Below are 21,515 nucleotides of genomic sequence, written 5' to 3'. Positions count from 1 at the left end.
ATCACGGAAACGATCAATACGATTTACGTATGACTTATAGCGAGCGATCAGGAGTGGTCAGACTTGCTCGCCACAACCACCCCGTACCCCAAACGAAAACGCCCCCGATTCACATCGAGGGCGTTGCGCTGCATGGACCGTCCAGTGCTTACTTGGTCACCGCCAGCAGGGTGCGTTGACCGCCCTTGTAGGTGTACAGGGTCAGCGAGCCATCCTTGACGTCGCCATGGGCGTCAAAGGCGATCACGCCGGTCACGCCCTTGTGGCTGATCTTGGCCAGTTCGGGCAGGTACTTCTTGGGATCGGCAGAGCCGGCCTTGGCCATGGCGTCAGCCACCGTCATGGTGGCGTCGTAGGCGTAGGCGGCGTTGTAGACCACGTCGATGCCGAACTTCTTCTTGTAGGCTGCGCGGAAGTCATCCATGCCCTTCTTGCCGGCTTCATCCACGCCACCTGCTTCGGCGCATACCACCTGGTCGTCGCCCAGGCCATCACCGGCCAGGCCGGGCAGGGAACCGGTACAGATACCGTCGCCACCCATGAACTTGGCGCTGATACCCAACTGCTTCATCTGGCGCAGCATCGGGCCACCCACGGCGTCCATGCCGCCGAAGAAGATCACGTCCGGCTTCTTGCCCTTGAGCGAAGTCAGGATGGCGTTGAAGTCGGTGGCCTTGTCATTGGTGAACTGGGTGCCGACGATGGTGCCGCCAGCAGCCTTGGCGCCCTTGGCGAATTCCTGCGCTACGCCCTGGCCGTAGGCGGTACGGTCATCGATGACGGCGATCTGCTTGGTACCCAGCTTCTGCACGGCATACTTGCCCAGTGCGGCACCCAGTTGCGCATCGTTGGCGACCACGCGGAAGGTGGTCTTGAAACCTTGTTGGGTATACTTCGGATTGGTGGCCGAGGGGGAGACTTGCGGAATGCCGGCGTCGCTGTAGATCTTGGAGGCCGGGATGGTGGTGCCGGAATTGAGGTGGCCGATCACTGCGGCGACCTTCTGGTCGACCAGCTTGGTGGCTACCGCCGTGGCTTGCTTGGGATCGGACGCGTCGTCTTCACCCAGCAGTTCGAACTTGACCTTCTTGCCGCCAATGGTGAAGCCCTTGGCGTTCAATTCGTCCACCGCCATGCGGGCACCGTTCTCATTGTCCTTGCCCATGTGGGCGTTGGGGCCGGAGAGCGGGCCGACGTGAGCGATCTTGATGACTTCCTGGGCATACGCCGCGCCTGCGAATGCCATACCGATTGCAGCAGTTAAGGGAAGGATGGCGCACTTGAGTTTCATAGGATTCCTCTGTAGATTGGATTGACCACTTTTAATGTTTTGTCTCACAACTCAGTTTATTCAGATCTTTGTTGCGGCGACTGGGCGTCCCGCTTTGCTTTCGTCTCCGACTTTCTGAATAATGCGACGGTACAACATAAGAATCGGCCAAGCCAAGTTTTTTTTGCGCGGCTGACCTGAAAATCATCTTCATATTTGTCCCATGCCAGCCAAACTTCACACGCTCGACAAGGTGGATCGCAAACTGCTCAACATGCTGCAAAAGGACAACCAGATTTCCACGCGGGTGCTGGCGGAGAAACTGCACATCTCGCAACCGACCTGCCTGCGCCGCATCCGCGAGCTGCGCGAGGCCGGCATCATCAGCGCCGAGGTGGCGATGGTGGACCCGTTCGCACTGGGTTACGGAATGCTAGCCTTCCTGGAGATATCGCTCAACAACCAGTCCGACCAGCACATGCAGGACTTCGAGCAGCGCATGGCCAAGGAGGCCGAGGTGATGCAGTGCTATTTCGTCTCGGGTGAGTACGATTATTTCCTGGCGGTGCATGTCATCGACATGGATGCCTACTACCAGTTCGTCAGACGTGTGATCTCCGGTTCCGGTAATGTGCGTCATTTCCAGTCACGGTTCCCTATGAAGCGGGCCAAGTTCACCACCCGCATCGCCTTCGACGAAAAGGCGGTCGAGGTGCAAGTGCGGGTGCCGGGCTGATCTGGTCAGGACCGGTCGGTCCGCGCTGGAAACCGACTCATCAATGGCGCTTCCTTAGAGCTGCAGCGCCTCTTTCATAGCGCCTGACGACTGGATTTACTAAGTTTACTTAGTTTCAGGCCCCTTGCTCCCGCCTTGCGGGAGTCATGTGCGCGAATGCAGGCACACTGTTTGCATTGCAGTGAACTTGTCAGATGTGTTATTTTCGGGGCATCCAGCAGTGTGCGGCGAAGCTTCCTGCCGCTGCGTCCTCGCACGGGCAACCGTGGTCACAGGCAGCAAGAGCGGACACAGATCAGCATCCAGCGCCGGCGCCCGCAAGGCCGGCCAGTCAGCAGCACCGGCATTCCCTATCATCCACCGTCCGCGGCCTCGGCAGTCGCCAGGCGCAGCATTGCCCGGCACCGCTGGCCCGCTGACCTGTTGGAACTTGCCCTCATCTCTACAGAAAGGAAATCCCGCACGATGCACGAAGTCGAGTTATTCATCCAGGACATGGCAATCATCATGCTCATTGCCGGCATCGTCACGGTCGTCTTCAACAAGTTGAAACAACCGGTGGTGCTGGGCTATATCGTGGCCGGCGTCATTATCGGCCCGCATACTCCGCCCTACGACCTGATCCAGGATGAGAAGACCGTGCATATCCTCTCGGAGCTGGGCGTGATCTTTCTGCTGTTCTCGCTGGGGCTGGAATTCAGTCTCAAGAAGCTGGCCAAGGTCGGTGCCACCGCCTTCATCGGCGCTGCTGCCGAAATCCTGCTGATGATCTGGATCGGTTACGAGATCGGTCTCTACTTCGGCTGGAAGCGGATGGACGCCATCTTCCTGGGCGCCATGCTGGCCGTGTCCTCCACCACCATCATCGTCAAGGCCTTGAACGAGCTGGGCATGAAGAACGAGAAGTTCGCCCAGATCATCTTCGGCATCCTGATTGTCGAGGATATCCTGGCCATCGGCATGATCGCGCTGCTCTCGGGGGTAGCCACCAGCGGTTCGGTGGACTCCACCGAAGTCTTCACTACGGTAGGCAAGCTGGTGCTGTTCATGACGGTCTCGCTGGTGGTGGGCATCCTGGCGGTGCCGCGCCTGCTGGCGTTCATCGCCCGCTTCAAGAGCGACGAAATGTTGCTGGTGGCGGTGCTGGGCGTGCTGTTCGGCTTCTGCCTGCTGGTGATGAAGCTGCAATACAGCGTGGCGCTGGGGGCCTTCCTGGTGGGCGCGGTGATGGCCGAGGCGCGCCAGTTGCATCGCATCGAACGCCTGGTCGAGCCGATCCGCGACATGTTCTCGGCCATCTTCTTCGTGGCCATCGGCCTGCTGTTCGATCCCAGCGTGCTGGTCAAGTACTGGATGCCGATCACCGTCATCACCCTGGCCGTGGTCTTCGGCAAGCTCATCAGTTGCGGCCTGGGCACCTTCTTGGCCGGGCAGGGCGGGCGCACGCCCATGCGCGTAGGCATGGGGCTGGCGCAGATCGGCGAGTTCTCTTTTATCATCGCCGCGCTGGGTCAGAGCCTCAAGGTCACCAGCGACTTCCTCTATCCCATCGTGGTGGCGGTTTCGGCGGTCACCGCCTTGCTCACGCCTTATCTCATCAAGGCCGCCGATCCGCTCTCGGCCAAGGCGGTCACGCTGGTGCCGGCGCGTGTGTCGGGTTTGCTGGGCATGTATTCGCGCTGGCTGGAAAGCCTGCAACCTACCGGCGACCGGGCTGAGTTGACACGCATCATCCGCCGTATCCTGATGCAGGTGATGGTCAACCTGGCGCTGGTGATCGCGGTGTTCCTGGCCGGCGCCTTCTTCGTCGATGGCCTGTCGCGCCAGCTCTCGGCCTGGACGCCCGATCCAGACGTGCAGAAGGCCATCATCTGGGGCTGTGCGCTGGTGCTGTCGTTGCCCTTCCTGATCGCCACCTATCGCAAGCTGCAGGCGCTGTCGATGCTGTTGGCCGAGGTCAGCGTCAAGCCCGAGTTCGCGGGAGCGTATACTTCGGGGGTGCGCAAGATCGTCTCGGAGGTCTTGCCCATCATGTCCATCGTCGGCATCATGCTGCTGATCTTCGTGTTGAGCGCCAGTATCCTGCCGCCCCTGAACCTGCTGGCCTTCGTGCTGGCGGCCGCTGCCGGGCTGTTGTGGTTGCTGTGGAGCAAGCTGGTCAAGCTGCATTCCCGCTTGCAGATCGCGCTTTTCGAGACGCTGGATGAGCAACCGGATGATGTGCACTGATGTGCGTTCATCCCGTTTATTGAGAATTTATTCGTTTCCGGTTAGCGGAAACCAGGGCTTATTCAAGTTGGACTTTACGTTGGACTCTACGTTGGACTCATACACAATCATGACTCAAGACGAACTCAAGCAGGCAGTCGCCAAGGCTGCCATCGACTACGTGGTCGATGGCGAAATCATCGGTGTGGGCACCGGCTCCACGGCCAATTTCTTCATCGATGAGCTGGGCAAGATCAAGCACCGCATCAAGGGCGCGGTGGCCTCCTCCGAAGCCACCGCCGAACGCCTGCGTTCGCACGGCATCACCGTGTTCGATCTCAACGAGGTCGAGACCATGCCGGTGTATATCGATGGCGCCGACGAAATCAATGGTGCCGGCGCCATGATCAAGGGCGGTGGTGCTGCGCTCACGCGCGAGAAGATCGTGGCGTCGGTGGCGCAGAAGTTCGTCTGTATCGCCGATGGCTCCAAGCTGGTCGAGGTGCTGGGCAAGTTCCCGCTGCCGGTGGAAGTGATCCCGATGTCGCACGCCGTGGTGGCCCGCAAGCTGGCCGCACTGGGCGGTGAGCCGCGCCTGCGTCTGAAGGATGGCCAGCCGCTGGTGACCGACAACGGTTGCTACATCATCGACCTGCTGGGCCTGTCCATCACCGATCCGGCCGACATCGAAGACAAGATCAACAACATCGTCGGTGTGGTCACCAATGGCCTGTTTGCGCGCCAGGGGGCCAATGTCTGCCTGTTGGGCACGGCCGAGGGTGTCAAGAAGCTGGAGTTCTGAGACGACCGGTTGGTATTGGCCTCAATCAAAAATGGCCGTGTCTGCGTGACACGGCCCAGATTGATGACAAAGCCTTGGCGAGAGCCAAGGCTTTGTTGTTTAATCGGTCATGCTCAAAAAACCGACAGCCGCCCAGCACGAGTTAGAGATGGTGACCATCGAGATGCTCGTGCCCAAGGACCACCTGCTGCGCAAGATCGACGCGGCGGTGGATTTCGAGTTCATCCGAGAGAAGGTGGCGCATCTGTATTGCGCCGACAATGGCCGCCCGGCACTGGACCCGGTGGTACTCTTCAAGCTCTTGTTCATCGGTTACCTCTTCGGTATCCGCAGCGAGCGCCAGCTCATCCGCGAGGTCCAGGTCAATGTGGCCTATCGCTGGTTTGCCGGATTCCGTTTGACCGACAAGGTACCGGACTCCTCCACCTTCTCCCAGAACCGGCGCCGCCGCTTCATTGATACCACCGTCTATCAAGAGATCTTCGACGAGATCGTGCGCCAGGCCATTGGACGCGGCATGGTCGATGGCCGTGTGCTCTACAGCGACAGCACCCACCTCAAGGCCAACGCCAACAAGAACAAGTTCGACTACGTTCAAGTTACCCAGACCCCCTCGGCCTATCTGGCCGAATTGGATGCCGCTGTGGATATCGACCGTGCCGAGCATGGCAAGAAACCGCTCAAGCGTGACGACGATGATGAGCCGCCCACCAAAGAGATCAAGGTCAGTCGCACCGATCCCGAGAGTGGCTACATGGTGCGCGACGACAAGCCCAAGGGCTTCTTCTACCTGGATCACCGCACCGTCGATGCCAAGCATTCCATCATTACCGATACCCATGTCACGCCCGCCTCAGTCCATGACAGTCAGCCTTATCTGGCGCGCCTGGATCGTCAGCGCCAGACGTTCGGATTTGATGTACAGGCCGTTGGCCTGGATGCGGGCTACTTCACACCGGCCGTCTGCCAGGGACTGGAGAATCGCGAGATCAGCGGCGTGATGGGCTACCGCACACCCAACCACAAGCCGGGGACATTCTTTAAACGGGCGTATGAGTACGATGCCTACCGTGACGAATACATCTGCCCGCAGGGTCAACCCTTGCGCTACAGCACGACCAATCGACTGGGGTATCGGGAATACAAATCCAACCCTGAGCAATGCCGAGGCTGCAAGGTACGCGAGCAATGCACCAATAGCGCCAATGCGGTCAAGGTGGTGACGCGCCATGTGTGGGAGCGTTCCAAGGAGAAGGTGGATGATCGGCGTCGTACCGAATGGGGCAAGCGCATCTATGCCCGACGCAAGGAAACGGTAGAACGCAGCTTCGCCGACGCCAAGCAATTGCACGGACATCGTTATGCCCGTATGCGGGGATTGCGCAAGGTCGCCGAGCAGTGCTTGTTGGCGGCGGCGGCCCAGAACATGAAGAAGATTGCCCTGTTGGTGGCGCGCTTGCGCGCGCTTTTACACGGCTTGAGCGCCTCTGCCAGCGTACAAAAGTGGCTACAGCGAAAAATGCGCGCCTTGCTTGGCTTCTGCGCCATCGACCATCTGCAAATTACCTGCGCCTGAAAAACAAAACCCCGTGTTCGAAAACACGGGGTTCGTCATCAACCTGGGCCGTGTCTGCGTGACACGGCCATTTTTTTGTCCATCAGCGCTGTGCGGCCTTGGCCGCATCGCGTGCCATCACCACCGTCATGCGCGCCGGGTCAATGTACTTGCGCACGGCTGCATTCAATTGCGCCAGCGTCAGGTCGGCCAGCTTCAGGTCCAGCTGCTGCTGCCACAGGAAGCTGCGGTCCAGGTTCAGCAGGGCGGTCCAGCCGGTGGCCATGCCGCCGTCGCTGCTACGCTGCTGGTTGCGCTGTTGCAGGATGCCGGACTTGGCGCGCAATAATTCATCCTCGCTAAAGCCATCCTTGAGCAGACGCTCGAGTTCCTCGCGCACGGCGGCATCGACCTTGTCCATGTTCTGCGGTGTGGCGATGGCGTGGATGACAAGGTAACCGGCGTCGCTGATGGCGCCGATCTGCAGGCCGCTGTTGATGCCGTAGGACAGCCCATCCTGCTGGCGCACGCGATCGCCCAGGCGCGACTTCAGGCTGGATGCGCCCAGCAGGTAATTGGCCACGACCAGCGCCGCATAGTCGGGGTCATCATCACGCAGGCGCAGATTCTGGCGCGCCAGATAGACGCCATTTTCCTTGTCGGGGGTATCGATGAGGATGCGCTCGGGCGCGATATCGGACCAGGTGCGCAGGATGCGCGCATAGGGTGCGGCGCTGGACCAGCTGGCGAAGGCCTGGTCGATGGCGCTGCGTGCAGCCTGGGCATCGAAGTCGCCGACGATAGCCACTTCGCCATGCGAGGCGCCATAGAAGCGGCGATGGAAGGCCAGGACCTGTTCCAGCGTGACCGCCTGCACGGCGGCAATGCGCTCTTCCAGCGTGCGTGCGGCGCGCCAGTCGCCGGCCGGGTAATGGTCGAAGTGTAGTTGCAGCGCTTCGGCGGCGCGTGCGTCGGGTTCCTTGCGGGTGGCTTCCAGCGCGGCCACGGTTTCATTCTTCAATTGCGCGAATTCGGCCGGGTCCATGCGCGGATGACGTAATACTTCACCCGCCAGGGCGATGGCCGCGTTCAGGTTCTCGCGGGTGGTCTGGAAACGATAGACGTTGCCGTTGATCTTCAGGCGCGTGAATTCATCGGCCAACTGGCGGCGATCCAGTGTGCTGGTGCCGCGCATGAGCATGGCCGCGGTCAGCTGGGCCACGGCGCGCTGGCCGAAGAGGCTGTCGGCATCCCCGAACTCCAGGTTCATGCTCACCGAGACCGTCTGCCCGCGTGACTGCTTGGGCAGCAGCGCCAGCTTCAGGGCGGCGTGCGGTGGCTGTCCAGGGGCGATGCGGGTGGTACGCTGTTCGATGTTGCCCGGTGCCGGATCGAAGGCTTCGCCGGCAGCGATGGGCGCGCGCGGCTGGTATTGCGCCAGCAATGCGTCCACGCTGGGCGCGGGTGGTATCTCGGCGCGCTGCGGATGATCTTCCGGGATATACAGACCGACGGTACGGTTATCGCGGCGGAAGTACTTGCCGGCGGCGGTGGCAATGTCGGCGCTGCTCAAGCGCTGTTCGAGGTCGCGTTCGATGAAGAGCAGGCGCCAGTCGCCGCGTGCAATGGCATTGGACATGGCTACCGCCATCTGTTGCGGATTGTTCTGCAAGGTCTCGAAGTTGTTGGCGCTTTCGCGGCGCAGGCGCGCCATTTCCTCGGCCGTGGGCGGGTTGCTGTTGAAGGATTCGACGGTGGCGATCATGGCTTGCTTGACCGGTTCGATATCGGCCCCGGCCTTGAGCTTGGCGACGATGATCTGCAAGCCCGGTGCATAGCCGGCCAGCGGCATCGCATAGACTTCGGTGGCCAGTCCCGTTTGCACCAGCGACTTGTGCAGGCGGCCATTGGGGGTGTCGGTGAGGATGTCGCTGGCAAAGGAGAGCGCGGTGGCATCCGGGTGCAAGGCGGAGGGCATCTTGTAGCCCAGCGCCACCAGTTGCAGGTCGCCGCGGCGGCGGATCGTGAATTGGCGCTCACCGTCCTGAGTCGGCTCCACGGTCCAGAATGCGGGCAGCTTGCGCTTGGGCTTGGGCAGCCGACCGAAACTCTGGTTGACCCATTGCAGTACCTGGCCAGGCTCGAACTTGCCGGCGATGATCAGCACGGCGTTGTCGGGCTGGTAGTAGGTGCGATAGAAGGCTTGCAGGTTCTCGATGCGCACGTTCTCGATATCGCTGCGCGCGCCGATGGTGTTGCGGCCATAGCTGTGCCAGTCGTAGGCCACGCTTTGCATACGCTTTAGCATCACGCGCGCGGGCGAGGTTTCACCGGCTTCGTATTCGTTGCGCACCACCGTCATTTCGCTATCGAGATCCTTGCGCGCGATCTTCGAATTGACCATGCGGTCGGCTTCCATGGTGATGGCCCATTGCAGGTTGTCCTGGCCGGCCTGGAAGCTTTCGTAGTAGTTGGTGCGGTCCAGCCAGGTGGTGCCGTTGAAGTTCATGCCGCGCTTGCTGAACTCCTGCGGGATCGCCGGATGTTGCGGCGAGCCCTTGAACATCAGGTGTTCCAGCAGATGCGCCATGCCGGTCTCGCCATAGTTCTCGTGGCGCGAGCCGACCAGATAGGTGATGTTGACGGTGACCGTGGGCTTGGAGTCATCGGGCAGCAACAGCAGCTTGAAGCCATTGGCGAAGTGGTATTCGCTGATGCCCTCGGCGCTGGGACCGGCGCTCACGCCGGCTGGTAGCGCCAGGGTCGAGGTGGCCGCCTGCGAGGCGGGCGCGGCGAGGATGAAGCCGAAGCTGACGGACAGGATGGCAAGGCGCAGATGACGCAAGGACAAGATGAGCTCCAGCAGGAAGTCGGAATCGGAGCCGGCATTGTAGCGCCAGCCAGAGAGGCAGAAGAGGCAGAATCAACACCGCAAAACAAACGCCGCCGTGGCGAACCAGGGCGGCGTGGGTAGCAGTACTGCGCGGGGCGATTACTCGCTGGGCGGCGGCACGTAGCCGGCGGCCGCATCGGCGCCTTCGCCGAAGAAATGCTTTTCCATCTGCGCCGCCAGGTACTTGCGGGCGCGGGCATCGGCCAGCATCAGACGGTTTTCATTGACCAGCATGGTCTGGTGCTTGAGCCAGGCGGCCCAGGCTTCCTTGGAGACACTTTCATATATGCGTTTGCCCAGCTCGCCCGGATAGGGCGGAAAATCCAGGCCTTCTGCTTCTTTGTTCAGTTTGATGCAATGGACCATGCGTGCCATGTCGATTCCTTGGTTCGTTAAGGTGGAGCTCGTTGGTCGTGGCTGGCCTTGCGATTGGTGTCAGCGGTTGAGCCTGCTCACGTCCCGACGAAAATTCAATACAGGTTCTTGATCAATACCTGCGACTTGCGTTGCCAGTTGTAGATCTGCTGGCGATCCTGCGGCAGGTCGTTCACGCCTGCCAGCACGAAGCCGCGCTTCAAGAACCAGTGCGAGGTGCGGGTGGTGAGCACGAAGAGCTTGGTCAGTCCGGCTTCGCGGGCGCGGGTCTCGATGTGCTTCAGGATACGGTCGCCGTCGCCCTGGCCTTGCACTTCCGGGTTCACGGTCAGGCAAGCCATCTCGCCCATCCTTTCCTTGGGGAAGGGATAGAGGGCGGCACAGCCGAAGATGACGTTGTCGTGCTCGATCACCGAGAAGTAATGGATTTCGCGCTCGATCAGTTCGCGACCGCGCTTGACCAGGGTGCCATCGGCTTCCAGCGGTTCGATCAGCTTCAGGATGCCACCCACGTCCTCGATGGTGGCCTGGCGCAGGCTTTCCAGGTTTTCGTAGGTGACCATGGTGCCCACGCCATCGTGGGTGAACAGTTCCAGCAAGGCCGAACCATCGGTGGAGAAGGGCACGATGTGGGCGCGCGAGACGCCGGCATTGCAGGCCTTGACCACGCTGGCCAGGTAGAAGGCGGCGTCCGAGGGCAGGAAACCGGCCGACAGCACGGCCTCGGCCTGGTGCGAGGACAGCTCGCGGATTTCGGCGCCGGCTGCGTCCTTCATCAGCGGCGTTTCCGACAGGAAGATCAGCTTTTCGGCGCGCAGCGCGATGGCGGCCGACACGGCCACGTCTTCCATGGTCAGATTGAAGGCTTCCCCGGTAGGCGAGAAGCCCAGCGGCGAGAGCAGCACGATGCCGCCGGCATTCATGATGGGCTGGATGACATCGGCGGCGATCTTGCGCACCACCCCGGTCAGTTGCAGGTCCACGCCATCGATCACCCCCATGGGGCGGGCCGTGACGAAGTTGCCGGAGATCACGCGGATGGCCGAATGCGCCATGGGCGTGTTGGGCAAGCCCTGGCTGAAGGCGGCCTCGATGTCCAGGCGCAGCTCGCCGGCGGCTTCCTTGGCGCATTCCAGGGCGGCGCTGTCGGTCACCCGCAGGCCATTCTGGAAGCGCGCCTCGACATTGCGCAGCGCCAGCTGTTCGGCCACCTGCGGGCGCGAGCCATGCACCACCACCACGCGGATGCCCAGCGCGTGCAGCAGCGAGAGATCCTGGGCCAGGACTTGCAAGCCGCCGGCCGTGACCAACTCACCCGGGAAGGCGACCACGAAGGTCTTGCCGCGGAAGGCGTGGACATAGGGCGCGACGGAGCGCAGCCAGTTGACGAATTCGGTCTGTTTTTCCATGTCGCGCATTATAACCAGCGTCGCGCCCGGGCGTAGGCTTGCGGGCCGGTTCGGGGCAGATTTCTTGTGCAGATGTTGCAAACCGGAGCCAGCTTGCCGTCAAACCGGCATCATCGGCCGAGCAGCCGCCTGCAGCCTGACCGGGCGGGCGGTGGCAGGTATAATGTCGGCCTCATGTCCGTTACCAAAGCACCCAACACTCCCCCTGGCGCCCAGCCCCAGCAGACCCCGCAACAGGATCGTGGACGCGGCCCGCGCGAGCCGCGTGGACCCCGCCGCGCCGAGCCTGCCAGCGAGGCCGCGCCGCCGGTACGCAATCCGCTGCCTCCGGTGACCTTCCCGGAAGAGCTGCCGGTCTCCGGCCGCCGCCATGAAATCGCCGAGGCGCTGCGCCGACACCAGGTCATCATCGTCAGCGGTGAGACCGGTTCCGGCAAGACCACCCAGCTCCCCAAGATCTGCCTGGAACTGGGCCGTGGCGCCAAGGGCTTGATCGGCCACACCCAGCCGCGCCGTATCGCCGCCTCTTCCACCGCCAAGCGCATCGCCCAGGAATTGAATTCGCCACCGGGCGAGCTGGTCGGCTACAAGGTCCGCTTCAACGACACCCTGTCCAAGGGCGCCTGGATCAAGCTGATGACCGACGGCATCCTGCTGGCCGAGACCCAGACCGATCCGCTCTTACGCCAGTACGACACCATCATCATCGACGAGGCGCATGAACGCAGCCTCAACATCGACTTTCTGCTGGGCTATCTGAAGCAGTTGCTGCCCAAGCGTCCCGACCTGAAGATCATCATCACCTCGGCCACCATCGACGCCGACCGCTTCGCCCGCCATTTCGGGCGTGAGCTCAAGGGCGAGCTGGTGCCGGCGCCGGTGATCGAGGTCTCCGGCCGCCTCTACCCGGTGGAAATCCGTTATCGCCCTATCGACAATGCCGATCGCAGCGGCGTCTCCACCGAAGTGGCGCAAGCCCGTGCGCGTGCCGAGGGACGCGCCAGCCAGGCCCAGAAGGACCGCGAACAGCGCGACCTGATGGATGCCGTGGTCGATGCCGTCGATGAACTGGCGCGCATCGGTTCGGGCGACGTGTTGGTGTTCCTGCCGGGCGAACGTGAAATCCGCGACGCTGCCGAAGCGCTGCGCAAGCATCATCCACCGCATGTGGAAATCCTGCCGCTGTTTGCGCGCCTGTCGGCGCAGGAGCAGGAGCGCGTCTTCAAGACCAGCAACGCCCGCCGCATCGTGCTGGCCACCAATGTGGCGGAAACTTCACTGACCGTGCCCGGGATCCGCTATGTGGTCGATGCCGGTCTGGCGCGGGTGAAGCGTTACAGCTACCGCAACAAGGTCGAGCAATTGCAGATCGAGCCGGTGGCGCAGTCGGCTGCCAACCAGCGCGCTGGTCGCTGCGGCCGGGTGGCGGCGGGCGTGTGCATCCGTCTGTATGACGAACAGGATTTCCTGCAACGTCCCAAGTTCACCGATCCCGAGATTATGCGTTCGTCGCTGGCCTCGGTCATCCTGCGCATGAAGTCGCTGCACCTGATGGACGTGGAGAGCTTCCCCTTCATCGAGCCGCCGCTGGGGCGCGCCATTGCCGATGGCTACCAGTTGCTGCAGGAACTGGGCGCAGTCGAAGAGCAGGGCGGCGTCAATCGCTTGACACCCTTGGGCAAGCAACTGGCGCGCCTGCCATTGGACCCGCGCGTGGGCCGCATGATCCTGGCCGGCCGCGACAATGCCTGCCTGACCGAATTGCTCATCATCGCCGCCGCGGTGTCGGTGCAAGACCCGCGCGACCGGCCCATGGATGCGCAGAATGCGGCCGATAATGCGCACAAGAAATTCGCCGATGAAAAATCCGAATTCGCCAGTTACCTGAAGATCTGGAAGTGGTTCGAAGACGCCATCGCTCACAAGAAATCGAATCGCCAGTTGCAGGAACACTGCCGCGAGAATTTCCTGTCGCAACTGCGCCTGCGCGAATGGCGCGATGTCCATTCGCAACTGCTGACCATCGTCAAGGAACAGGGCTGGCGCTTGAACGAAGCAGCGGCCACTTACGACCAATTGCACCTGGCCCTGCTGACCGGCTTGTTGGGCAACGTCGGTTTCAAGAGCGAAGAGGATGCGCAATACCTGGGCGCGCGCGGCATCAAGTTCAACATCTGGCCCGGCGCCCATCTGACCAAGAAACCCGGTCGCTGGGTGATGGCGGCCGAGCTGGTCGACACCGCCCGCCTGTATGCCCGTTGCGTGGCCAACATCCAGCCCGAATGGCTGGAAAAACTGGGCGGCCACCTGTTGAAGAAATCCTGGGGCGAACCGCGCTGGGAAAAACGCGCCGCGCAAGTGACGGCCTCTGAGCGCGCCACCTTGTATGGCCTGGTGGTGTACAGCCAGCGCCGCATCAACTACGGCAACATCAATCCGGTTGAGGCGCGCGAGATCTTCATCCGCGATGCCCTGGTCGGTGGCGACTTCGAGACCCGCGCCCCGTTCTTCGCGCACAACCAGAAGCTGGTGCGCGAAATCGAAAACCTGGAACACAAGTCGCGCCGCCTGGACGTGCTGGTGGACGATGAATTGATCATCGGTTTCTACGACAAGCTGATCCCGCAGGACATCTGCAATGGCGTGGACTTCGAGAAGTGGCACAAGCAGGCCACGGCAGCCGACCCCAAGCTGCTCTACCTGAACCGCGACGACCTGATGCGTCACGAGGCGGCGGGCGTGACCACCGAGCTCTTCCCCAAGACCATGAATGTGGCGGGTATTGCCATGGCGCTGTCCTATCACTTCGAACCGGGTGCCGCGCGCGATGGGGTGACGCTGACCGTGCCGCTGTATGCATTGAACCAGGTCTCCGCGGATCGTTGCGAGTGGCTGGTGCCGGGCATGTTGAAGGAAAAAGTCCACCTGCTGTTGAAGTCTCTGCCGCAAAAGCTGCGCCGCCACTGTGTCCCGCTGCCCGATTATGCCGCGCGCTTCTGCGAGCGCATGGAAGAGCGCAAGACCTTTGGTCGCGGCAACCTGATCGACGCCATCATCGCCGACATCCGCGAGCAGATCACGCTCCTGGTCAAGCCCAGCGACTTCAAGCAGGAGACGCTCTCGGCCCACCATGCGATGAACTTCAAGATCGTCGATGAACATGGACGGCAACTGGAGATGGGCCGCAACCTGGCCGCGCTGCAAGCCGAATTCGGCGGTCAGGCACGCCAGCAGTTCCAGAAGCTGGCCGAGCAGGTGGCCATTGCCCCGCGTGAGGACGAGGATAGTGCGGCACCTTTGCCTGCGGCCGCCGCAGGCAAGGGGGGCGCGACCATCGCGACACCGGCTGCGCCTGCTTCGGTGGGCGAGTACAGCAATCTCACCAGCTGGAGCTTTGGTGAATTGCCCGAGCTGCTGGAGATCACGCGTGGCAGCGGCAAGCAGGCGCAGACGCTGATCGGCTTCCCGGCGCTGGTGGACAGGCTCACGCATTGCGACCTGGAAGTGTTCGATGACCCCACCGAGGCTGCGCGTTTCCATTACGCCGGTCTGCGTCGCCTGTTCGCCCTGCAGATGAAGGAACAGCTCAAGTACCTGGAAAAGAACATCCCGGGTCTGCAGCAGATGGGGATGCAGTTCATGGCCCTGGGCACGCAGGAAGAGTTGCGTGAACAGATATTGAATGCCGGCCTGGAACGCGCCTTCCTGCAAGACCCGCTGCCGCGCAACGCCGACGAATTCAACCGTCGCCGCGATGAGGGTAAGGCGCGGCTGGGTTTGCTGGTCAATGAAATTGCCCGCCTGTGTGGATTGATCCTGGCCGAGTACCACTCGCTGCCCAAGAAGCTGCAAGGCATCAAGGCCCACGCCCAGGCGGCGGCCGACATGCAGGCGCAATTGTCGCAACTGGTGGGCAAGCGTTTCGTGGCCGAGACCGACTATGGCAACCTGAGCCACTATCCGCGTTACCTCAAGGCCATCAACGTGCGGCTGGACAAGTTGCGCGCCGACCCGGCCCGCGATACGCGCTTGCTGGCAGAGTGGAATTCGGTGGCCCTGCCGTATCAGCGTGGTCTCAAGGACCGCGCTGGCCGTGCCGATCCCAAGATGACGGAATTTCGTTGGATGCTGGAGGAATTGCGGGTGTCCCTGTACGCGCAGGAATTGAAGACCCCCATGCCGGTGTCGGTGAAGCGCTTGCAGAAGGTGTGGGAGAGTATGCAGCGGTGAAGATGAGAAGGATGCTAGGGCTTGCTCTTCGTCCTGCCTGTGCTCTATCCCAGCGGTTCTTATGGAAACATCAGGATTTTCGATTGTTCAACTGCTTGGATAGTCTGCCGACGTGGATTCTTTGAAAAGAAATTTGAGTTGCTTGACACCTTACTGTTGAGCGGCAAAATGGCCAGAATCTTTCCAGATAATTCTTCGCGTTCCTTGTCGTTCCTGGTTTGCCACATTTCCAGAAATTGAGCCTTGCTGTACGTTCTGTTTCCAAGACTAGGATCTGCTAACCAGACCATGTTCTCATTGATGCCGCGCAGAACCGAAAAGTGATCATCCTTGCGGTGTTTGAGATACACCACGACTGGCGCTTTGAGCTTGACCAGTTGCTCATAACTTGCAGCAAATCCTTGCGCCTTGAATCCGAATCTCGGTAGTATCTTTTGCATGTCTTCGAAAGATGCCTTCAAGTCGCCCTTGTCCATCGCCTTGAGCAAAGACTCCTCAGTGAGAGACTGACCGTAAAACCCGTTGAGTAAGGTTGCCAGGGATGCCGCACTACACGAGTAGTCGAAGTCTTGCTTGACTACATCTACATCGCGTAGGCTCTTCCAGCTTCTGATGGCAATGCTGATTTGGGCAGTATGCGTGTTTAGCAGAAGAATGCTGTCAGGCGGATTTTTCTTTCCTAAATAACCGGGCAGGTCTAAAGAGAAAGCAGAGCTGGGGGCAAAGAGGCTGGTCAGAGAAAGGATGCATGAAAGTGCGTCGGTTCTTAAAGAGTAGAGCTTCTTACTTCTTGGTTTTTTCATGTATATAAATGGTCAGTACAAAAAAAATGCCGAGACTTACCCCTAAGATGGCTGACCCTGAGATGGCCAAAAGTACCCCGCTTCCATGTTCAAAAACAAGAAGGTTGACCAAAGAAGTAGCGAAAAAAATGGCGCTCGTTACAAAGAATATTTTGACCTTACTCCATTTCTTTTGTATTGAATATTCTGCCAGCATGCCACCTAGCATCTCTGTCAATGCAACTATCAAGCTCATAGCATCTCCTGAAGGATGAGGTGAGTTCGCACCTCATCTCATCCTTTTAGTTAATTACCAACCACGATATCGGCTGTATTGTGAGGCACCAAAGTTGGACGCCAGGATATTGGGCCTCCAGGCGATCTGTCCGGCAAGGCCTCCGCCAGATGCGCGTATTAGCGCACCACCCATTCCGCCGGTAAGCGCCCCCGTACCGATTGAATACAGCGAACCTTGCCAGGTAATTGGTCGATTGGTGACGTAATTAGCTAAGGCATAGGACCCAAAGCCGATAGCCCCGCCAACGGCGAAATTCACCCACGCTCCTTCAGTCTCTTTCATTTCTTGAGGTGAAAGCGCTGCTAATTGCATGGACTTAGTATCGTTTTCAAATAGAGCTTCAGCGTCCGTCATTGTGAATTGCGGCAATGGCTCTGATGCTATTTCCTTCGCGTAGACAAGGGGAGCCGTGCTGACAGACAGGGCGCCTACTATGATGATTTGTTTTAATTTCATATCTATCCTTAGGGGGAGTCAAGGCAAGATTTCAACCGGCAGACGTCAAAACGTGTGCAGCCAATTGAGCCTCAGGTCCGCCTCGTTTGAACCTGAGACATTGGATTTCAGAGTGATGTTGATGGTGCTTGCTTTTGAAATGCCATATCCCACGCCAAGTAACAAGGCGCTGCTTGTACGTCGGAATCCTTGAGCCTTTCCATCCCATTTATCCGCTTGACGATTGACCCACTGCATGCCGCCAGTCAAAGTGACATGATCGTTGACAGCAAAGGCGATGCCAGGATGGATCAACAAGAAGTTGCCGGGCTTATAGTCTTGTTCTCCATCGTTGCGGCTTTGGTTGAAGCGATAGGCAGTGGTAAGGGAAAACACAATGGGATCAAGCGCTGTGTGGGCAGTAAAGCCTAGCAGGAAGGAATGGAAAGAACTGCTGCTTCTCGTATGTCTTTCTCGTAAGGCGATCTCTGCAAAACCTAGCAAGGCCGGTGTGCCGTTGTCTTCTTTGAGTTGATAGTTGACGCCCGCCCATGTATCCGAAAACTGGCTTTCGCTGTCGCTGGTTGTTCTGGATAGATCTCTCTTTCTGGTGCTGCTATACAGATACGAGGTACGGAAGAAAATTTCAGCTTTGTTAGTTAATCCATAGCGTAATCCCACGGTGCTTACCAGCGAATCGCTGTTGCCGCGACTCTCGCCGATCAGTGTCGGTAACGTAACAAATGAGTTTTCTCCTGTCTGCACCGTGATCGGTTCGCCAGTGGATACGCCTTGTCTATCACTATTGGCATAGGCTACCGATACATCAATCTTGACCTTACCTTTTTCTGTAACAAGGTCATCAATAGTCAAGGGTAAGTCCGCTGATGCAGAATGGCTGTATGTCAATAACGCCACCAATAATAAGACATGTTTTTTGTTAGTAATATCGATTCCGGGCCTCTTAGCGATTCTTGGTTTTTCTCTACTCATATTGCGATTTTCTCTATCTTGGTACGGATGTTTGAACTAGGTGGTGGCATTAGATTATTTATGCTCGCCAATTTCTATCGAAGAGATTCGAACTCTTGATTACGTTTTTTCTGTGCTTTTAATATGGAACAAAATTTATGTAACGGAGAAAAAGCGGGGATGAATTTGAAGTGATTCGCGAGAGAGATGCTCTTGGAATTCGTGCAAAGAACGCGAAGTTTTTTTGAATATGCTTCCAATGAAGGAAAGTCAGGTTGGCTACCATGTCGGTAGGGACCAGATAGGTTTCGCATGGAGTTTCTTCTTCCCGCCAGGAGAATGGTCTCGATACTGAAGGACGTGCGGCAAAAATCTTGTTGAAGCTGATGTAGAACTACAGCGATGTCGTACAGCTTTGCCATCATGAGCAGGCATAGCGGCGGGTGATCAAATCCGAAGGGATTTGATCAGTGCGTTAATGAAATACGGAAAACTATTTGTTCGATAAGCCGAAAAGCCCAATTTTTACAACGATGTTTATGGGTTGGCAGACGGCTATCCTGCGCGCCTCGATTAAAAGATTGGGTTGGTGTGATGCTGTTGGTTCGCGAAGTGAATGGACGTCGTTGAGGTGAAAATCGGTCAGAGATGATGCCGATTTTCTTCTTTACTCAGTCTTAGCGTTGATAATTTTTCGTGCGATCAAAACAGGAAAGAGATAGGGCAAAAATCGATGATGTCGATAGATACTTGAGTCATCTTTTCTCACCGTCATGTCGTTGCAAATCGTTCTCTACAACATCGTTGAATTCATCGCAGACCGGATGAACGCCTGCGATAACTGGGTAGTCGCAGATGTCGGCAAGTCGGCGTTTGTACAAGGTAGTGATGCATTCCTTGTCCTTGCATCTGTTTCTTTCCTGAAGCCAGAGCCGTTGCGAAGCAGAGAGATTTTTCCGGGCAACCGTCCCGATATCCGAGGCCATCATGACGCGGTAATTCCTGTTTAGCGTCATGTCGAGCGCACTCAGTAAATGGTCTTTGCAGATTTCAGTTTCAGCGAAGTTTCTGGCTTTGCTGCAGTCGGATGCTTGGGCATGAAGCGCTGATAGTGAGAAGAGAATGAACGTGGATATTGTCTTTTTCATCGGTCGTGTAGATGAGAAAAGGGATCGTCAAATAGCCCGCATGGCTGACGATATTGAATCGAGGAATCTGGCGAATCGATATAAAAAGTATTCGGATGTTGAGGGAAGTTTTTCCTCGCCGGGGAAGCCAGGAAAGCATTGAGGCAGTCCTGCAAAGACGGGGATGAATCTGAGTCAGCTGTTTCCGATGTCAGCCCTGCATTGCCCGTTGTTCTGACTGCGCCAGCAGCGGGTCAGTCGTTGCAGCCATCTTGTCAGGAAATGCATGGTTTTTCCTGAAAGAAATGGGCGTTTATTGTCATTGAGCTCCCGCCTCATGGGAACCTTCTTTCCGGTAAAGGTTCGAAGTGGCGCCTTGCCCGCGTACCTCTGCATGGGGCGACATGGTCATCCTCAACAACCAGAAAGAAAAGAAAACCATGCAAACCGATCCCGCACGCCCTCTGAATCCCCTGGAAGAAGCCCTGGTCCGCGCCCAGAACGACCCTGAGGCGCGGCCGGCGTTTTATCGCCTGGTGCTGGACGCCACCGTCTTCGTGCGCGGTCACTTGCCGGAAGACGGTGACCGCGGAAAAGTGCAGATCATGCGCTGGCCGGGGGAGGATGGCAGCATGATGCTGCCCATGTTCAGCACCATGGAAGACCTCGAACGCGCCTTCGAGCCCGGCGCACCCTGCCTGTCCATGACGGTGCGCGAACTGTTTCGCATGTGCGGGGATGGGCGCAGCGTGTTCATCCTCAATCCCGATAGTCCCTATAGCAAGTATTTCGTGCCCGGCGAAGTCGCCCACGTGCTGCAAGAAGATAACGGTGGCACACCGGTAGCGCGCACCATCGGTGCCGAGACCACGGTGCGGTTGGGGGCGCCGGCCGAGCCGCCCACCGTCATGTTGGAGAAGCTGTCGCAATTGTTCGCCCGCGATGACAAGGTCAAGGCCGCCTACCTGGCCACGATGCATGACCCCACGCACGACCCCCAGCCGACCCTGGTGCTGGGGATCGATACCCCCGAGAGCCACATGGAGCAGGTGGCCCGCGCGGCGGGGCCGGTCATTGCCCAGCATGGCCGGCCGCAGGAGGCGGTGGACATGATGCGCGTGGAGCCGGGCAATGGGCATAGTGTGGCCGACTTCATGCTCACCGAACTGAAGCCCTTCTATGAGCGCCAGCGCGTGGGCTTTTTCAAATCCTTGTTCGGGCGCGCACGCTAGCCCAGACAGGCAGAACCGCGCCGGTTCAGCCATGTTTGGGCATTTTTCGCGTAAAATGCCGGATTCTTTGAATCAGTCGGAAACCTCGAACAACCATGGCCATCAAGTCAGACAAGTGGATCCGCCGCATGGCGGAGCAGGAAGGAATGATCGAACCCTACGAGCCCGGTCAGGTGCGTCAGGCGGCCGATGGCAGCAAGATCGTTTCCTACGGTACTTCGTCCTATGGCTACGATATCCGTTGCGCCAACGAATTCAAGATCTTCACCAACATCAATTCGACCATCGTCGACCCCAAGAACTTCGATGAAAAATCCTTCGTCGATTTCAAGGGCGATGTCTGCATCATCCCACCCAACTCCTTCGCCCTGGCCCGTACCGTCGAATACTTCCGCATCCCGCGTAGCGTGCTGACCATCTGCCTGGGCAAGTCCACCTATGCGCGTTGCGGCATCATCGTCAACGTCACCCCCTTCGAGCCGGAATGGGAGGGCTACGTCACCCTGGAGTTCTCCAACACCACACCGCTACCGGCCAAGATCTATGCCGGCGAAGGCTGTGCCCAGGTGCTGTTTTTCGAGAGCGATGAAATCTGCGAAACCTCCTACAAGGATCGCGGCGGCAAGTACCAGGGGCAGCATGGGGTGACCTTGCCCAAGACCTGATGGGCATGATCGTTCAAATGATATAAATAATATAAAAGGTCTTTCTGCTTCTGCATTGGGGTGGCTGGATAGGGTGACTAAGCACCTGGCAGCGTGTTTCTCTGGCCCTCCGCATTGACCACCACTTCGCCGTCTTCCTTGGTGAAAGCACCTTGCTGAGGGTGTTCCAGGATGTCCAGCACCAGCTCGGAGGGGCGACACAGCCGGGTTCCCTTGGACGTCACCACAAACGGCCTGTTGATCAGAATGGGGTGGGCCAGCATGGCATCGAGCAACTGGTCGTCGCTCAGAGCGAGGTCATCCAGGCCCAACTCGGCGTAGGGCGTCCCTTTTTGACGGATGGCGTCGCGCACCGTCAGACCGGCATCCTGAATCATCCTGACCAGTTGCTCGCGGCTGGGCGGGTGTTGCAGGTACTGGATGATCGTCGGCTCTTCACCGCTGTTGCGGATCATGGCCAGGGTGTTGCGGGAGGTGCCACATGCTGGGTTATGGTAGATCGTGGTCATGATGAATACCTGTGTAG

The 21,515-nt window shown here is 59.0% G+C and carries 17 protein-coding genes; 7 read left to right on the top strand and 10 right to left on the bottom strand.

Translation table 11 applies throughout. The annotated features are described in order from the left end of the window. Positions 1-148 precede the first annotated feature (148 nt). The gene (locus tag RC54_RS18435) at positions 149-1,291 is read right to left on the bottom strand and encodes a branched-chain amino acid ABC transporter substrate-binding protein (RefSeq protein ID WP_017453999.1); all 1,143 of its coding nucleotides are present in this window, start codon (positions 1,289-1,291) and stop codon (positions 149-151) included. A gap of 202 nt (positions 1,292-1,493) precedes the next feature. Here RC54_RS18435 and RC54_RS18430 point away from each other — a divergent pair, with 202 nt between their 5' ends. The 4 genes from RC54_RS18430 to RC54_RS18415 all read left to right on the top strand — a co-directional run bounded on the left by RC54_RS18430 (position 1,494) and on the right by RC54_RS18415 (position 6,592). Continuing rightward, a complete protein-coding gene (locus RC54_RS18430; RefSeq protein WP_017453998.1) occupies positions 1,494-2,006 on the top strand; it encodes an Lrp/AsnC family transcriptional regulator in 513 nt (170 codons plus the stop codon). Between the two features lie 465 nt (positions 2,007-2,471). Further along, positions 2,472-4,235: a cation:proton antiporter gene (locus RC54_RS18425; protein ID WP_061790631.1), complete on the top strand. Its 1,764-nt coding sequence runs from the start codon at positions 2,472-2,474 to the stop codon at positions 4,233-4,235. A gap of 109 nt (positions 4,236-4,344) precedes the next feature. Next, complete coding sequence (rpiA, locus tag RC54_RS18420; RefSeq protein WP_061790632.1) at positions 4,345-5,016, top strand: ribose-5-phosphate isomerase RpiA; 672 nt, start codon at positions 4,345-4,347, stop codon at positions 5,014-5,016. Between the two features lie 109 nt (positions 5,017-5,125). Continuing rightward, entirely contained in the window at positions 5,126-6,592 is a 1,467-nt protein-coding gene (locus RC54_RS18415; protein WP_244216356.1) for an IS1182 family transposase, read from the top strand. 82 nt (positions 6,593-6,674) lie between these two features. Here RC54_RS18415 and RC54_RS18410 read toward each other — a convergent pair whose 3' ends face one another. From RC54_RS18410 to argA, 3 genes are all read right to left on the bottom strand, one after another. Then, on the bottom strand, positions 6,675-9,422 hold the full coding sequence (locus RC54_RS18410) for a M16 family metallopeptidase (RefSeq protein WP_061790355.1): 2,748 nt from the start codon (positions 9,420-9,422) through the stop codon (positions 6,675-6,677). Between the two features lie 141 nt (positions 9,423-9,563). Beyond that, entirely contained in the window at positions 9,564-9,839 is a 276-nt protein-coding gene (locus tag RC54_RS18405; protein WP_017453994.1) for an oxidative damage protection protein, read from the bottom strand. 95 nt (positions 9,840-9,934) lie between these two features. Then, the gene (gene argA, locus RC54_RS18400) at positions 9,935-11,248 is read right to left on the bottom strand and encodes an amino-acid N-acetyltransferase (protein ID WP_026052214.1); all 1,314 of its coding nucleotides are present in this window, start codon (positions 11,246-11,248) and stop codon (positions 9,935-9,937) included. Between the two features lie 174 nt (positions 11,249-11,422). Between argA and hrpA the strand changes: the two genes are divergently transcribed. Beyond that, positions 11,423-15,478 (top strand): ATP-dependent RNA helicase HrpA, encoded by a 4,056-nt coding sequence (gene hrpA / locus RC54_RS18395; RefSeq protein ID WP_061790354.1) that lies wholly within the window; start codon positions 11,423-11,425, stop codon positions 15,476-15,478. A 59-nt stretch (positions 15,479-15,537) separates the two neighbouring features. On the opposite strand, the gene RC54_RS18390 is transcribed toward hrpA, so the two are convergent. The 5 genes from RC54_RS18390 to RC54_RS18370 form a co-directional block, all read right to left on the bottom strand. Further along, positions 15,538-16,281, bottom strand: a complete 744-nt coding sequence (locus RC54_RS18390) for a C39 family peptidase (protein ID WP_082803182.1) — start codon at positions 16,279-16,281, stop codon at positions 15,538-15,540. Then, on the bottom strand, positions 16,262-16,516 hold the full coding sequence (locus tag RC54_RS18385; RefSeq protein WP_061790353.1) for a hypothetical protein: 255 nt from the start codon (positions 16,514-16,516) through the stop codon (positions 16,262-16,264). Before RC54_RS18385 ends, RC54_RS18390 begins: the two co-directional genes overlap by 20 nt. A 54-nt stretch (positions 16,517-16,570) precedes the next feature. Beyond that, positions 16,571-17,014 carry a hypothetical protein gene (locus RC54_RS18380; protein ID WP_061790352.1) on the bottom strand — a complete coding sequence of 148 codons (444 nt, stop codon included), beginning with the start codon at positions 17,012-17,014 and terminating at the stop codon, positions 16,571-16,573. Between the two features lie 45 nt (positions 17,015-17,059). Continuing rightward, a complete protein-coding gene (locus RC54_RS18375; RefSeq protein ID WP_244216373.1) occupies positions 17,060-17,866 on the bottom strand; it encodes a hypothetical protein in 807 nt (268 codons plus the stop codon). Positions 17,867-18,720: 854 nt separating this feature from the next. Continuing rightward, positions 18,721-19,113, bottom strand: coding sequence for a lysozyme inhibitor LprI family protein (locus RC54_RS18370; RefSeq protein ID WP_061790350.1), 393 nt, complete (start codon positions 19,111-19,113; stop codon positions 18,721-18,723). A gap of 419 nt (positions 19,114-19,532) precedes the next feature. Here RC54_RS18370 and RC54_RS18365 point away from each other — a divergent pair, with 419 nt between their 5' ends. Both RC54_RS18365 and dcd read left to right on the top strand, forming a co-directional pair. Further along, positions 19,533-20,324 (top strand): enhanced serine sensitivity protein SseB C-terminal domain-containing protein, encoded by a 792-nt coding sequence (locus tag RC54_RS18365; RefSeq protein WP_244216372.1) that lies wholly within the window; start codon positions 19,533-19,535, stop codon positions 20,322-20,324. Between the two features lie 95 nt (positions 20,325-20,419). Then, positions 20,420-20,989, top strand: a complete 570-nt coding sequence (gene dcd, locus RC54_RS18360; RefSeq protein ID WP_017453989.1) for a dCTP deaminase — start codon at positions 20,420-20,422, stop codon at positions 20,987-20,989. Positions 20,990-21,066: 77 nt separating this feature from the next. On the opposite strand, the gene arsC is transcribed toward dcd, so the two are convergent. Continuing rightward, complete coding sequence (gene arsC, locus RC54_RS18355) at positions 21,067-21,498, bottom strand: arsenate reductase (glutaredoxin) (RefSeq protein ID WP_061790356.1); 432 nt, start codon at positions 21,496-21,498, stop codon at positions 21,067-21,069. Between the last annotated feature and the right edge of the window lie 17 nt (positions 21,499-21,515).

The sequence above is a fragment of the Herbaspirillum rubrisubalbicans genome (genome assembly GCF_003719195.1).
GTDB classification, from domain to species: domain Bacteria; phylum Pseudomonadota; class Gammaproteobacteria; order Burkholderiales; family Burkholderiaceae_D; genus Herbaspirillum; species Herbaspirillum rubrisubalbicans.
Note: the sequence above shows the minus strand (reverse complement) of the source record. Positions and strands in the feature narration are given on the sequence as shown.

Excerpts from the sequence above, each read along its gene's own strand:
- RC54_RS18435 (WP_017453999.1), bottom strand. The coding sequence starts at position 1,291 with ATGAAACTCAAGTGCGCCATCCTTCCCTTAACTGCTGCAATCGGTATG.
- RC54_RS18430 (WP_017453998.1), top strand. The coding sequence starts at position 1,494 with ATGCCAGCCAAACTTCACACGCTCGACAAGGTGGATCGCAAACTGCTC.
- RC54_RS18425 (WP_061790631.1), top strand. The coding sequence starts at position 2,472 with ATGCACGAAGTCGAGTTATTCATCCAGGACATGGCAATCATCATGCTC.
- rpiA (WP_061790632.1), top strand. The coding sequence starts at position 4,345 with ATGACTCAAGACGAACTCAAGCAGGCAGTCGCCAAGGCTGCCATCGAC.
- RC54_RS18415 (WP_244216356.1), top strand. The coding sequence starts at position 5,126 with ATGCTCAAAAAACCGACAGCCGCCCAGCACGAGTTAGAGATGGTGACC.
- RC54_RS18405 (WP_017453994.1), bottom strand. The coding sequence starts at position 9,839 with ATGGCACGCATGGTCCATTGCATCAAACTGAACAAAGAAGCAGAAGGC.
- argA (WP_026052214.1), bottom strand. The coding sequence starts at position 11,248 with ATGGAAAAACAGACCGAATTCGTCAACTGGCTGCGCTCCGTCGCGCCC.
- hrpA (WP_061790354.1), top strand. The coding sequence starts at position 11,423 with ATGTCCGTTACCAAAGCACCCAACACTCCCCCTGGCGCCCAGCCCCAG.
- RC54_RS18390 (WP_082803182.1), bottom strand. The coding sequence starts at position 16,281 with ATGAAAAAACCAAGAAGTAAGAAGCTCTACTCTTTAAGAACCGACGCA.
- RC54_RS18385 (WP_061790353.1), bottom strand. The coding sequence starts at position 16,516 with ATGAGCTTGATAGTTGCATTGACAGAGATGCTAGGTGGCATGCTGGCA.
- RC54_RS18380 (WP_061790352.1), bottom strand. The coding sequence starts at position 17,014 with ATGAAATTAAAACAAATCATCATAGTAGGCGCCCTGTCTGTCAGCACG.
- RC54_RS18370 (WP_061790350.1), bottom strand. The coding sequence starts at position 19,113 with ATGAAAAAGACAATATCCACGTTCATTCTCTTCTCACTATCAGCGCTT.
- RC54_RS18365 (WP_244216372.1), top strand. The coding sequence starts at position 19,533 with ATGCAAACCGATCCCGCACGCCCTCTGAATCCCCTGGAAGAAGCCCTG.
- dcd (WP_017453989.1), top strand. The coding sequence starts at position 20,420 with ATGGCCATCAAGTCAGACAAGTGGATCCGCCGCATGGCGGAGCAGGAA.
- arsC (WP_061790356.1), bottom strand. The coding sequence starts at position 21,498 with ATGACCACGATCTACCATAACCCAGCATGTGGCACCTCCCGCAACACC.